The 13,592-nt window shown below is 45.8% G+C and carries 12 protein-coding genes and 1 other annotated feature (1 of these 13 cut by a window edge); all 12 genes read right to left on the reverse strand.

Translation table 11 applies throughout. The features are described from left to right. Position 1 precedes the first annotated feature (1 nt). A complete protein-coding gene (gene mreC, locus DESDE_RS18075) occupies positions 2 to 868 on the reverse strand; it encodes a rod shape-determining protein MreC (protein WP_014795469.1) in 867 nt (288 codons plus the stop codon). 25 nt (positions 869 to 893) lie between these two features. After that, entirely contained in the window at positions 894 to 1,910 is a 1,017-nt protein-coding gene (locus DESDE_RS18080) for a rod shape-determining protein (RefSeq protein WP_014795470.1), read from the reverse strand. Between the two features lie 191 nt (positions 1,911 to 2,101). Further along, positions 2,102 to 2,785 carry a RadC family protein gene (gene radC, locus DESDE_RS18085; protein ID WP_014795471.1) on the reverse strand — a complete coding sequence of 228 codons (684 nt, stop codon included), beginning with the start codon at positions 2,783 to 2,785 and terminating at the stop codon, positions 2,102 to 2,104. Further along, on the reverse strand, positions 2,736 to 3,392 hold the full coding sequence (locus DESDE_RS18090) for a Maf family protein (protein WP_014795472.1): 657 nt from the start codon (positions 3,390 to 3,392) through the stop codon (positions 2,736 to 2,738). The genes radC and DESDE_RS18090 overlap by 50 nt, the downstream gene beginning before the upstream one ends. A gap of 1 nt (position 3,393) precedes the next feature. Then, positions 3,394 to 3,657: a DUF4321 domain-containing protein gene (locus DESDE_RS18095; RefSeq protein ID WP_014795473.1), complete on the reverse strand. Its 264-nt coding sequence runs from the start codon at positions 3,655 to 3,657 to the stop codon at positions 3,394 to 3,396. A 147-nt stretch (positions 3,658 to 3,804) separates the two neighbouring features. Then, complete coding sequence (gene aspA / locus DESDE_RS18100) at positions 3,805 to 5,232, reverse strand: aspartate ammonia-lyase (RefSeq protein WP_014795474.1); 1,428 nt, start codon at positions 5,230 to 5,232, stop codon at positions 3,805 to 3,807. A 158-nt stretch (positions 5,233 to 5,390) separates the two neighbouring features. Next, positions 5,391 to 6,023 (reverse strand): redox-sensing transcriptional repressor Rex, encoded by a 633-nt coding sequence (locus tag DESDE_RS18105; protein ID WP_014795475.1) that lies wholly within the window; start codon positions 6,021 to 6,023, stop codon positions 5,391 to 5,393. Between the two features lie 125 nt (positions 6,024 to 6,148). Beyond that, positions 6,149 to 6,829 carry an SPOR domain-containing protein gene (locus DESDE_RS18110; protein ID WP_014795476.1) on the reverse strand — a complete coding sequence of 227 codons (681 nt, stop codon included), beginning with the start codon at positions 6,827 to 6,829 and terminating at the stop codon, positions 6,149 to 6,151. Between the two features lie 282 nt (positions 6,830 to 7,111). Then, the gene (locus DESDE_RS18115; protein ID WP_014795477.1) at positions 7,112 to 8,119 is read right to left on the reverse strand and encodes an inorganic phosphate transporter; all 1,008 of its coding nucleotides are present in this window, start codon (positions 8,117 to 8,119) and stop codon (positions 7,112 to 7,114) included. After that, positions 8,112 to 8,738, reverse strand: a complete 627-nt coding sequence (locus DESDE_RS18120; protein ID WP_014795478.1) for a DUF47 domain-containing protein — start codon at positions 8,736 to 8,738, stop codon at positions 8,112 to 8,114. The genes DESDE_RS18115 and DESDE_RS18120 overlap by 8 nt, the downstream gene beginning before the upstream one ends. A gap of 133 nt (positions 8,739 to 8,871) precedes the next feature. Next, on the reverse strand, positions 8,872 to 10,251 hold the full coding sequence (locus DESDE_RS18125) for a bifunctional folylpolyglutamate synthase/dihydrofolate synthase (protein WP_014795479.1): 1,380 nt from the start codon (positions 10,249 to 10,251) through the stop codon (positions 8,872 to 8,874). Between the two features lie 496 nt (positions 10,252 to 10,747). Next, the gene (locus tag DESDE_RS18130) at positions 10,748 to 13,393 is read right to left on the reverse strand and encodes a valine--tRNA ligase (RefSeq protein WP_014795480.1); all 2,646 of its coding nucleotides are present in this window, start codon (positions 13,391 to 13,393) and stop codon (positions 10,748 to 10,750) included. A 135-nt stretch (positions 13,394 to 13,528) separates the two neighbouring features. Further along, positions 13,529 to 13,592, reverse strand: a binding site (T-box leader); it runs 156 nt beyond the window's last position.

Below are 13,592 nucleotides of genomic sequence, written 5' to 3' on the forward strand. Positions count from 1 at the left end.
GTCACTGCCCCCCTGACTTTTCTACAATATAAACTTCCTCCAGGGAATCAAAATTCACCAAAGGCGATATATATGCTGTTTTCAACAAACCCGAACCGTCCAATTGAATCTGCTCTACCTTACCAATAGGAATGTCTTTTGGATAAACCCCACCCAAGCCCGAAGTGAGCACCAAGTCGCCAACATTGACATTATCATCACGACGTAAAAGCATCTGGAGATTTCCTTCCGCTTCTAAACGCGAAGTTCGTTTGTACGTCCCTTCAACAATCCCAAAAGTCGGCGAACCGGTACTTCCCCGAACCAAGGCACTGACTTGGCCTTCGCTATCTGTGATTAAAAGAACTTCTGAAGTAGTAGGGGTCACGGACACAATCTTTCCGACCAAACCTAACGCAACGATTACCGGGTCATTCACCGATACACCGTCTTCAATTCCCCGATTAATTGTAATGGTTTGATACCAGGCATTAGGATTGCGATTAATAATACTGGCACCAATCTTTTGATACTTATCCACATTAGGACCCCTGAACATTTTCGAATCCAGTTCATTATAGCGAAGCCCTGCTAAAACCTGCTCTTTAAGCTTCAGATTATCTCCTGTAAGCTGTTCAACTCTGGTCTTTAGTTCCTCATTCTCTTTTTGAACTTCATCAAAATTCCAAAAAACTCGTGTGTTCTCCTTTAAGCTATTGCCCACTCTCAGGATAACACCCTCTACAGGGCTTAGAACTCGCTGCAACACCCCGCCTATGGGGTTAGGAAATTGGCTTCCTAGTCCAGTTAGCCGAATACTTACTAAGACGCCTAACACGAGGAAGAAAACGAGAACCATAATTCCCGTTCCAGTCACTCTTTTCCGCACCAAGACTTCCTCCCCGCTTCAAACTCTAGCTTTTTTGCAAAGCAGCAATCCTGCGGAAAATTTCCGCATTTTCCAATACTTTTCCTGTACCAAGGGCGACACAAGACAGGGGATCCTCAGCGAGATGCACCGGCATTCCCGTCTCATCAGCGATAAGCTTGTCCAGATTGCGGAGAAGGGATCCCCCTCCGGCCATGACAATACCTCGATCCATAATGTCAGCGGCTAACTCGGGAGGAGTTTTTTCCAAACAGGACTTTACCCCTTCGACAATGGCCACCACAGGTTCCTGCAGGGCCTCCTGGATTTCTTCAGCGGTAACTTCCACGGTTTTGGGCAGTCCTGTCAGCAAATCTCGTCCTCTGACTTGATAAGTCTTACCCTTCTCTGCTTGATAAGCATAGCCAATTTCCATCTTGATATCCTCTGCAGTCCGATACCCTACCATTAAATTATAGCGGCGCTTAATATGTGCGACAATAGAATCATCCATTTCGTCCCCAGCAACGCGGATAGAACGACTGGTAACGATGCCACCCAAAGAAATCACCGCAACTTCTGTTGTTCCCCCGCCGATATCCACAATCATATTGCCTGTGGGTTCACTTACGGGAAGACCCGCTCCGATAGCCGCTGCCATAGGCTCCTCCATAATAACCGGATCCTTCGCTCCCGCAGCCAACGCAGCTTCTTTGACAGCACGTTCTTCCACAGGAGTTACCCCTGAAGGCACACAAATTACAACCCTGGGACGAGCAAAAGGGGACTCAGTACCTAAGGCCCTCGTAATAAAATACTTCAGCATTTTCTGAGTAACATTAAAATCCGAGATAACGCCATCCTTTAAAGGCCGAATAGCTACAATATTGCCCGGTGTCCTGCCAATCATTTCTTTTGCTTTATCCCCCACAGCCAGCGGGGTCTTCTTTTCAATATCAATCGCAACTACAGAAGGCTCATTACAAACTATGCCTTTCCCTTTCATATGAACCAGCGTATTTGCGGTTCCCAAATCAATGCCTAAATCCTTACCAAAAAACATGGTTAATCCCCTTCCGTTATAACAATATCATGTACTGCCTTTGCATTTGTACCTGCCCGAAAGCAAAGTACCGTGGCCTTTGCGCCCGCTGGGCAAATACTATCTGCTATTCAAATAATACGAGGTGCATTCTATTCTTTCGGGGGCCTTCGGCCCATCCAAAATTTTCTTACCTCAATCCTAAGTTTCCTTTATAATATTCCTCGTTCTTTCAAGCTTATGTACCGATTGTCCCCGATAATTACATGATCAAGGACTTCGATGCCCAGGATCTGCCCCCCATCGGATAATCTACGGGTTACATCAATATCTTCACGACTGGGGGTTGGATCCCCACTGGGGTGATTATGCAAAAGAATAATCGCATTGGAATTACGCCGGATAGCCTCTTTAAAACACTCCCTAGGATGTACCAAAGAAGAGTTCAAAGAGCCCACAGAAATGGAGCTAATCCCCAGCACATGGTTCTTGGTCGATAGGCTCACTACTCGGAAATGCTCCCGATCCAGATAGCGCATTTCTTCCATGACCAGATAGGCTATGTCTTGAGGAGAATTGATAACAGGACGCACCATAGGATCAGAAGATACCGAACGCCGTCCTAATTCCAACGCCGCCTTAAGTTCAGCGGCTTTGGCAGTTCCCATACCACGATACCGGGTCAACTCATGAACTGTTAAGCGAGCTAATCCTGATAATCCTCCAGTCTCAGTTAAAAGACGTTCAGCAAAATCCAGGACATTCTCGCCCTTGACCCCTGTCCTCAGCAAAATTGCCAGAATCTCTCGATTAGAGAGGGCATCTGGTCCATATTGAAACAACCGTTCACGAGGTAGTAATTCCTCGGGAAGATCCTTCAACCGGCGATAATCCATCCTTCACCTCATGCAGGGCGATATCTCCAAGTCCCATCCCCCACACACTCAGCCGCTCTTTAACATACTCCATGGGTAATCCAATCACATTGCTTAAAGATCCTTGATAATTATCCACTAAACGGGCTCCCAAGCCTTGAATCCCATAAGATCCCGCCTTATCCATAGGCTCCCCCGTGGCAATATACTCCAGTATCTCCTCATGGGTCAGTGAACGAAAAGCAACTGCTGTGCGTACCGCACCACATTCTTGACGGCCTGCTCCATTGATCAATGCCACTCCAGTGTATACATCATGAGCCCGTCCGCTTAATGCTGTCAGCATATCTTCCGCCTCTTCTGCATCCTTGGGTTTGCCAAGAATCTGATGGTCTAGGACAACAATCGTATCGGCTCCAAGAATTATATCCTCCATACTTCCGCCACGATCCAGCCAATGATTCAACCCAGCCAGAGCTTTACGCAAAGCCAGCTCCTTTACCGCTGATTCAGGAGAAACACCTTGGGAAAGTACTTCTGAAACATCTGCTTCCACTCGCACAAAGGAAAAACCCCCTTCTTTCAGGAGCATTCCCCTGCGGGGAGAGGCTGAAGCCAGTACGAGCATTCTACCACTTCCTAGCTAGATAGTAACCACCCAATGCCCCTATAACCGTAGCAAAGGTGATATTCAGACGGAATCCAAATGAAAAGGTGATAAAAAAGAAGTCTAAATAGGTATGAGAAGGGAAATCGATGACGGCTGGGCGCAGAAAAGGTGCTAAGAAAGCTATTTTTTCGAACCCATAGCCTATTAATGTTCCAATGGCCGCCCCTGACAAAATAAGAAGTATGGTACGGCCTGCCCCCGAATTAGTTCGACCTGCCGGCATAGTTTGCCCCCTTTCACCCATAGAAATGTAGCCAGGGCACTGTTGCTCCTGGCTGATTTTTCGACACTTTTTAGTTTAGCATTTCGACTAATAATACGCAAGGGGACGGGCGGGCAAAAATATTAACTTAATATTAATAATTTACCATTAATGACCACGAGGAAGCATTCCTCTAAGTAACTCTGAGCCACTAATACCTGGTTCGGTCATTTCGTAAGGATTCAAAATAATATCCAGCTCCTCAGGGGTCAAAAGTCCTCTTTCAAGGACAATCTCTCTCACCGGGCGACCGGTCACGATGGCTTCCTTGGCGATCCGGGAGGCAACCTCGTATCCTACATGAGGATTGATTGCAGTGACTACACCCACACTGTTTTCAACCAGGTCACGGCAACGCTCCACATTGGCGGTTATCCCATCCACACAGCGCTCTTTAAAGACTTTGATAACATTTCGGAGTATATCCAGGGATTGGAGCAGATTGAAGACCACTACGGGCTCCATCACGTTGAGCTCCAGTTGTCCGGCACCACAGGCTAAAGCTATTGTAAAATCATTTCCTTGAACTTGGAAAGATACCTGATTGACCACCTCAGCCATAACGGGATTGACTTTTCCTGGCATAATGGAAGAACCCGGCTGCATGGCAGGAAGATTAATCTCTCCAAAACCTGTTCTAGGACCAGAAGCCATCAGCCGTAAGTCATTGGCAATCTTAGAGAGGTTGACCGCCAAGGTTTTAAGTGCACCGGATACCTCTAAAAATGCATCGGTGTTCTGTGTAGCATCCACTAGATTATCCGCTCGTAAAAGAGGCAATCCCGTAATCTTCTTCAGATTCTCGGAGACTCTCTCTATATAAACCGGATCAGCATTCAGCCCAGTACCCACGGCTGTTGCGCCCATATTGACAATGTGCAAGGACCTCGACGCTTCATCGATCCGGCGAATATCTCTCTTCAGCATTTGTGCATAGGCTGCAAATTCCTGTCCTAAGCGAATGGGAACCGCATCTTGAAGATGGGTTCTCCCCATCTTGATGACTCCGTCAAACTCCTTGGCCTTCTCTTGGAAAGCACCCTTTAACTCGTTTAAAGCATAAAGAAGATCATCGGCCACATTAAGGCAAGCAATACGGATGGCCGTAGGGAAAACATCATTGGTACTTTGAGCCATATTGACATGGACATTGGGATGAACCCGGGAATAGTCCCCTTTTTGTCCTCCCAAAATCTCTATAGCCCGATTAGCGATCACTTCATTGGCATTCATATTGATGGAAGTCCCTGCTCCCCCCTGAATGACATCCACCACAAAATGATCATTAAAGACACCTTCTGCAACTTCCATCGAAGCTTTGATTACGGACTCGCCGACCACACGGTTCAAAGAACCGATGTCCATATTGGCCTGGGCAGCTGCAGCCTTAACCAGACCTAAGGCGCGTATTAATTCATGGTGAGCCCGATATCCCGTAATAGGGAAGTTCTCAATAGCTCTTAACGTTTGAATTCCATAATAAACATCTTCCGGTACTTCCATAATTCCAAGCAGGTCTTTTTCCTTACGTAACATAATATCTCCTCTTTTACGGATTGATTTATGAGAAACATAATCATCATGATAAGGAAAAAGTAAGACACTGCTGCCTTACTTTTCGGGAATCTACATTTTATATTCTCATCTACAAAGTTTCCTATGCACAAATATCCATAAGATTGGGACAATTCTTCTTAAGAGCGGCGGGTTCCCACATTAAATGTCAGCACTTCCAAATTCACAGCTAAGTCCACATTTCTAAGTTCAACTTCCGGTGGGACATTGAGTACCACAGGGGCAAAGTTAAGAATGGCTTGAACCCCGGCACTAATAAGCTTATCAGCGATTTCCTGGGCATAGGGAGACGGTACGGAAATGATGCCAATCTGAGTCTTATTAGCTTTAGCTACTTCCTCGAGTCTATCCACCGGCAACACTTCTACGCCATTGACCGTGGTCCCGATTTTTTGGGGATCATTATCAAAAATACTAGTGATAATAAATCCACGCTCACGGAAGCCTTTGTATGTAGTCAGCGCTAAACCTAAGTTACCCATACCAACCAGACATACACTCCAATCCTGGCTTAAGCCAAGGATTTTCAAAATATGGCGGTGCAAGTCCTTAACATTATAACCCACACCACGAGTTCCGAATTCACCAAAGTATGCTAAATCCTTTCGAACTTGAGCTGGACTAACTCCAACTCCCTCTGCAATATCACCAGAAGATATCGTAACGATTCCTTTACGATCCACATCTGTTAAATGACGTGAATAGACTGAAAGACGTATAATCGTTGCCTCTGGGATTTTAAGTGTTTTCAAGCTAATCCCCCGTTTCAATTTCCTTAAATTTTAAATGATAATAATAATTAGCGTAAGTACATTATATCACTAGGCTTTAATGTTAACAAATGGATTTTATAAACTATTTAAAACAAAAAATATATTTATTTTTGAAGCATCTCTAAGGTATTAAGATACTCACCATAGAGGTTCAATGACATCATTTTTCGCAGGTCCACCGGTAAAGTTCTTTCGGCCTTAATCGATAATCTTGAAACCTCGTATAGATTAATTAAAGCACGAGGTGTCAAAACCATAAGGTTCTCAAACTCTGAAAGCCTGCTTTCCCGGTCAGTATAAGGTGTCTTCAAAAAGGTATTGACTCCCTCAAGAACCTTGGCCGTCTGAATTGCTCCTGTACCACGAATACGAAAAGCACGTTCAGGGCTGGTAACTGATTTAGGAATAGAAACAACTCCACCCTCTTTCAACAATTCTTGAATAGGAAGCACTTCCTCCTTAGAGTAGGCAAAACCTACTCCGACAATAAATGGATCTCTCGAGATAATTTGGGCATCCCAGCCTAATTGCTGCAATTCCTCCTTTTCCCTGAGAGCATTGCTTTCGGAGTTAAATACCCCCGTTTGACATGTCCAAAACTCTATTGTGTCCAAAGTTAGAAAAAACTCGTTCTGATCCACAGGACTCGGGGAAGGTATGTCTGGACCCCTGGGTTGTGTGACTAACTTAACATAAGTATACCCAAAAAACCAGGTCATCCATACAATGACAGCACAACCAATTAGTCCTATTCCCTTATTAATCCAGGGATTATATTTATACATACTATCATCCTCCATAATAGCTGTCAACTTCTCCGCTTCACAAAAGCACCCGATTCAATAACATTTAACAAAAACTTCATATTCTTTCGGACAACCTAAGCTAGTATCACTTTATGTACAAAAAGCGCTTATCATGCCTATTAAAGAGACCTGCACTCAAAAATCAAAAACCGTCGTGCTATATAGATTAGCAATTTATTAATATTTTATTAACAATTAATAATAATTAATAATAAAAGGAACCTTACGGTCCCTTTAAAAATCTATAGAATAATAATATTTCTATAGCACTAATGTTATAAGTTTGTAGCACAAAAATGAGGTTATAGCCGCTGTAGGAATCGTTACCACCCAGGCAATGAGCATTTGCTGGGCTACTCCCCAACGCACGGCTGATATACGCTTAGCACTCCCTACGCCCATGATTGAGCCGGAAACAACATGAGTAGTCGACACAGGTAAATGCAAACCCGGAAAGGCTGTAGCAGTCCAGATAACAATAGAGGATGTCAAGTCTGCAGCAAATCCGTTGATAGGCTCCAGCTTAAATATCTTTCCGCCCATGGTCCGAATAATCTTCCATCCCCCTGCAGCAGTACCTAAAGCCATCGCCAAAGCACAAGCAAATTTTACCCATAAAGCCGGATTAAGATTGGATGGATCTTGTAGACCTGACGCTATAAGGGCCATGGTAATAATACCCATGGACTTTTGAGCGTCATTGGAACCATGATTAAACGCCAGCAACCCGGCAGAAAGCACCTGCATCTTGCGAAACCCCTGGTTGACTTTAGAAGGTGCGACCTTACCGAAAATAAGATATAAAGTTTTCATAATAATAAAACCTAAAATAATACCAAAAATGGGGGAAATCAATAAGGCTGCAACTATCTTCATTATCCCTTGAACCTGCAGCACTCCGAAGCCTACTTTAGATACAGCGGCTCCAATCATTCCTCCGATAATAGCATGCGAGGAACTGCTGGGGATTCCAAAATACCAGGTGGCTAAGTTCCAAAATATCGCTCCTATGAGAGCTGCGATTACAATTTCCTGAGTAACAAATTCAGGATTTACAATATCTTTGGCAATGGTCTGAGCTACTCCTGTACTAACTAATGCTCCAACAAAATTGAGTATTGCCGCAATTATTATTGCCCTTTTTGGAGTGAGAGCACGAGTAGACACACTTGTCGCAATAGCGTTAGCCGTATCGTGGAAACCGTTAATGTAATCAAAAGCCAGCGCGAAAAATACGACAACAATGAGTAACGCACTGGAACTAATCATACTTCAATACAACTCCTTTGAGGAGGTCTGCGATTTCCTCACACTGATCCAGTGTATCCTCTAAGTGTTCAAGGATTTCTTTCCACTTAATGATCTCAATAGCGTCCTTCTCTTGCTCAAACAGCCGGGCCACTTCTTGGCGATATAAGCTGTCCCCTACTGATTCAAGACGATAAACTTCTTCTGTAGCCGCCAGAATTTCGCTCTTTTTAAAGTGAATACTGTTCAAACAGCAAAAAGCGGTCTTCAGCTGTTCTGTGGCTTTAACAATAGTACGAACAATTTCCTGGGCTCCGATGGAGGGCTTTTTCGTATGGTAAAGAACCATGCGCTCTACTGCGCCTTGACTTAAGTCCACGATATCGTCAAGGTTTTGGGCTAAGGTATAGATATCTTCACGATCCAATGGGGTGATAAGGGTCGAATTCAAACGGTCCACAATCTCTGTGGTAATCTTGTCCGCTCGATGCTCAAGATCATGCATCATTTCAGCCTCTGCATCAGAGACAGAATTCTGACAAATCAGCCCTTCAAGCTTTTTTGTCGTGATGCAGGCTACTTCTGCACTTTCCCTGAACAAGGCGTAAAATTTGTCTTCTTTTGAAGATAAGCCAAACATGTTCTTTCCTCCAGTCGTTTTGCATGGAATTCCTGTAGTATTGTAGCAAATTTTTTAACCGCCATTGTTAAGTTTCTGTTAAATTTTTTACATAATCGTAATAAAACTTGACTATTACTTGTATAAGTTCTTTCTATACTTTGTGCAAAACATCCAGTAAAGCCTGCCTTGCTTCCGCAATCATATAGAGGGATCCCGTGACACATAACATATCCTCTTTATCCAGTCGCTGGAAAGCTTCTTCGACTGCTAGACGAGGCTCTTCAATGGTCAGGACAGGCTTCCCTCTTTCTTTGACTAACTCATGGAGATACTCCCAATTTCCGGATCTCGGAGAATTGGGCTTGGTAATGATTACCTCATCTGCCAAAGGGACGAGGATATCCACAACTTTTTCCCGCTCCTTATCTCCCAGCATCCCAAGGCAAAGAACTAAGCGCCGGCGCTGAAAAACTTCCAATGCCTTTGCCAAAGCATTAGCTCCATCCACATTGTGTGCTCCATCAATAAGTACCTTCGGCTTCAGGGAAAGCAACTCCAAGCGACCAGGCCAAACTGCTGTACGAAGTCCCTCATAAATATTTCTTCGCTCTAGGTTCATTCCACATTCGAACTTCAAAAGCTCACAGACTGTAACAGCAGTAGCAGCATTGACCACTTGATGCTCTCCGACAAGACGTAAACGCAGTTTCTTATAAGCTCCTCGGAGCCCAATCAAATCAAATTCTTGCTCCAATTCCCCGCTCCAGCGGATCTCCCAACGTACATCATCGCCCACCACCCATAAGGGAGAGTTTACCTCTTGTGCCTTCTCACGAATGACTTTCAAAGCCTCAGAACGATTAGCCGCCGTTACGGTAATAGCACCCGCTTTGATAATTCCGGCCTTCACACGGGCAATTTCCTCATAGGTTTCACCCAGATAATCCATATGGTCCATACCCACATTGGTTATCACAGAAATCAGGGGCTTGACCACATTCGTAGAATCAATGGCGCCACCTAAACCGACCTCTAAGAGAACTAAGTCCACTTTTTGGTCTGCAAAATACATCAATGCCATAGCCGTATTCACTTCAAACTCCGTAGGATGTTCCACACCCTTTTGCACAAGTTCTTCCAGATGAGGGCGAAGAGTCTGAACCAGGCGGGTGACTTCACCTTTAGGAATCATCTCACCATTAATAGTTATCCGTTCTCTATAATCATGAAGATGAGGAGATGTAAACACCCCGACCCGATATCCGGCATCTTCGAGGATCTCAGCTATCATCATGGTGGTAGATCCTTTTCCATTGGTACCTCCGATATGAACGACCTTGAGGCGTTCTTCCGGATTACCCACACGTTTCAGCAGCTCCTCAATCCGGCCCAATCCAAAGTTCATACCAAATTTCGTGAGGTTAACCAGATAATCCTTAGCTTCCTGGTATTCAAGATCTAAGGGGGACACCTCTTTCTGGTCTCCCTTTAATTCATATTCAGTTATCTCGGTCATCTCCTTATTCCCCACTTCTATGTCCTCCTTTGAATCTTTCTATTGCTGATATGTCCTTCTCCATTCATCTTAAACACAGGGGTACATGGTTATTATGCACATCTCTGCTATGCGGTAATTCCCTATAAAGGATGGTTTTCCTGCAATTTTTGCAGAAGATTTTCAAGAGTTGGCGGTGGCTTTGTAAGAGGTTGTCTCCAGGATTCTGCTTTCAGCGTTCACTCTATAAGCTGCGCGGAGGAATCTAATCGCTCAAGTCCTCCGCTCCGTCGGGTGCCCGCCCAAATCGCTCCTGCTCAATGGGCGGTTGGAAACTTGAGCGTTAGAACAGCTGCGCGCAGCTTACTGAGTGACCGGTGCAAAGTAAAATCCTGGAGACCCTTTGATTACTGAACGTCCAAGCAAGCATCCATGAAAAAGGCATGCCAACCTCACTAGAAGCCAGCATGCCTTCACTTTCATCTCACTATTCGCCCCGCTTAAAGCTCCTCAAAGGAACACCAACCGAGCCTTACGCCTCTTTCAACTCCACCAGGCGAACCCTCAATGCAGCGATCCGCCCATTGATCCCTTCCAGCTTCTCCCGCTCCTTAGCAACGACTTGCTCCGGCGCTTTCGCTACAAAGCCCTGGTTGTTGAGCTTTCCTTCCAAACGACTTTGCTCTTGCTGGGCCTGGGCAATTTCCTTTTCAACCCGGGCGATTTCTTTGTCCAGATCCAATAGTCCGCGCAAGGGAAGATAAACTTCTACTCCCTCAAGAACAGCACTGGCAGCCTGAGCAGGCTTGACTTCCAGACTTGGGACTACATCCACAGTAGAACCACCTGCTAACAGCCGAATACTTTCCCGGCCTAATTCCAGAACCTCAAAAGCAGCCTTCTCAGGTGCGACCAAGATGATTTCGGCTTTTTTACCCGGCTGAACACTCATCTCCGCCCGGATATTCCGAACCGCTTTGATCACATCCATAATTTGGTTCATCTGTTTCTCAATGTCATCCTCCCGATAGCCTTCTACCTTTGGCCAGGACTGGATCATAATGCTCTCCCCTGAGGTAGGAAGATTGTGCCAGATTTCCTCCGTGACGAAGGGCATATAGGGATGGAGCAGTCTCATGGTACCTTCCAGAACTTCCAGAAGTATGGATTGAACCGTATGACGGGCTTCTGGGTGCTCCTTATCATAGAGGCGGCCTTTAGCCAGTTCAATATACCAATCACAGAACTCATTCCAAATAAACTCATAGAGAAGACGGGCTGCTTCACCCAGATCAAACTGTTCTAAGGCATCCGTTACTTGACCTACAGTCTTTTCATAACGGGAAAGAATCCAGCGGTCCTCAAGTTTCAGCTGGCCACGGGGGCTTTCCTCATAATCCTGAAGATTAAGAAGAACAAAACGAGAAGCATTCCAAATCTTATTAGCAAAGTTCCGGGTCGCCTCCAAGCGTTCCGGATGAAAACGCAAATCATTGCCCGGAGTGTTGCCTGTAATCAGCATGAAACGCAGGGTATCCGCACCGTATTGGTCAATGACCTCCAGAGGGTCCACCCCATTGCCTAAGGATTTGCTCATCTTCCTGCCTTGAGCATCTAGAACCAGGCCATGAATCATGACTTTTTGGAAAGGCACATCCTTCATAAATTCCAGACCCATGAAGACCATACGGGCAACCCAGAAAAAGATGATGTCCCGTCCGGTTACGAGAACGGAAGTGGGATAGAACTGCTTAAGCTCGGGAGTTTTCTCTGGCCACCCCATGGTTGAGAAAGGCCATAACCCTGAAGAGAACCAAGTATCCAAAACATCGGGATCCTGAACAATATGCTTGGATCCGCATTGCGGACAGGTCTCTGGATCTTCTTTAGCACAAATCTCCGCCCCGCAATCTTCACAGTACCAGACAGGAATCCGATGCCCCCACCAAAGCTGACGAGATATACACCAATCCCGGATATTTTCCAGCCAACCCAGATAGATTTTGGCAAAACGCTCGGGCACAAATTCCATGATCCCTTCCCGTACCGCTTCCATAGCCGGTTTGGCCAAGGGTTCCATCTTAACAAACCATTGTTTGCTGACCATGGGCTCCACCACCGTGGAGCAGCGATAGCATTCCCCTACGGCATGCTGATGGCTGTCTACCTTGACCAGCACACCCTGTGCCTCAAGATCCTTGACAATCTCTTTCCGGGCAGCATAGCGTTCCATTCCTTTATATTTGCCGGCCTGTTCATTCATCTTGGCTTCCCGATCCATGACGGCGATGGAAGGAAGCTGATGACGCAAGCCCATTTCAAAGTCGTTAGGGTCATGGGCCGGCGTGATCTTTACCGCACCCGTCCCAAATTCCCGATCCACATAGTCATCGGCAATAATGGGGATTTCCCGGTTAGCCAAAGGCAGGATGATGGTTTTGCCCAGGAGATGCCGATATCTCTCATCCTCCGGATGAACTGCCACCGCAGTATCTCCCAGCATGGTTTCCGGACGTGTGGTGGCTACGACTAAATACTCGTCACTGTCTTTAATAGGATAGCGAAGGTGCCAAAGATGTCCTTCTCGATCCACATGCTCCACTTCAATATCAGAAATAGTGGTATGGCAATGAGGACACCAGTTGACGATATAATTCCCCCGGTATATCAAGCCCTTATGATAAAGATCCACGAAGACTTCACGTACAGCCTTAGAGCATCCTTCATCCATAGTAAACCGCTCCCGCGACCAATCACAGGAGGCACCCAGCCGGCGAAGCTGCTGAGTAATTCGTCCTCCATATTCTTTCTTCCAGTCCCACACCCTATCCAGGAATTTTTCACGGCCAAGGGCATGCCGGTTGGTCCCTTCCTTGGCCAGCTGTTCTTCCACCTTTGCCTGAGTGGCAATACCCGCATGGTCCGTACCAGGAAGCCATAAGGTATCGTAGCCCTGCATTCGTTTGAAACGGGTAAGGATATCCTGAATAGTACTATCGATGGCATGTCCAAGATGAAGGGCCCCAGTTACATTCGGCGGGGGCATGACGATACTAAAAGGCTTCTTCGTATTATCCACGTCCGCGTGGAAATACCCTTTCTCCTCCCAATAGGGATACCATTTTCCCTCAACCCGACTTGGATCATATACCTTTTCCATTTTGAAATCCTCCGACATGTGTAAGCGCTCCTTTCAAATATACAGACTCCCGAAGACACTGCCGCCCCACCGGTTGCCACGGTTGAAGACAGACTATCCCACTTATTCCTTAGCAGCATTCATAGCCATACAACCAAAAAAGCCCTTCATCCCATAAAGGACGAAAGACTCGCGGTACCACCTTTTTTCAAGAAGCCCTGCCTTCCAAGCAAAGTTC

The organism is Desulfitobacterium dehalogenans ATCC 51507, from assembly GCF_000243155.2.
GTDB lineage: Bacteria > Bacillota > Desulfitobacteriia > Desulfitobacteriales > Desulfitobacteriaceae > Desulfitobacterium > Desulfitobacterium dehalogenans.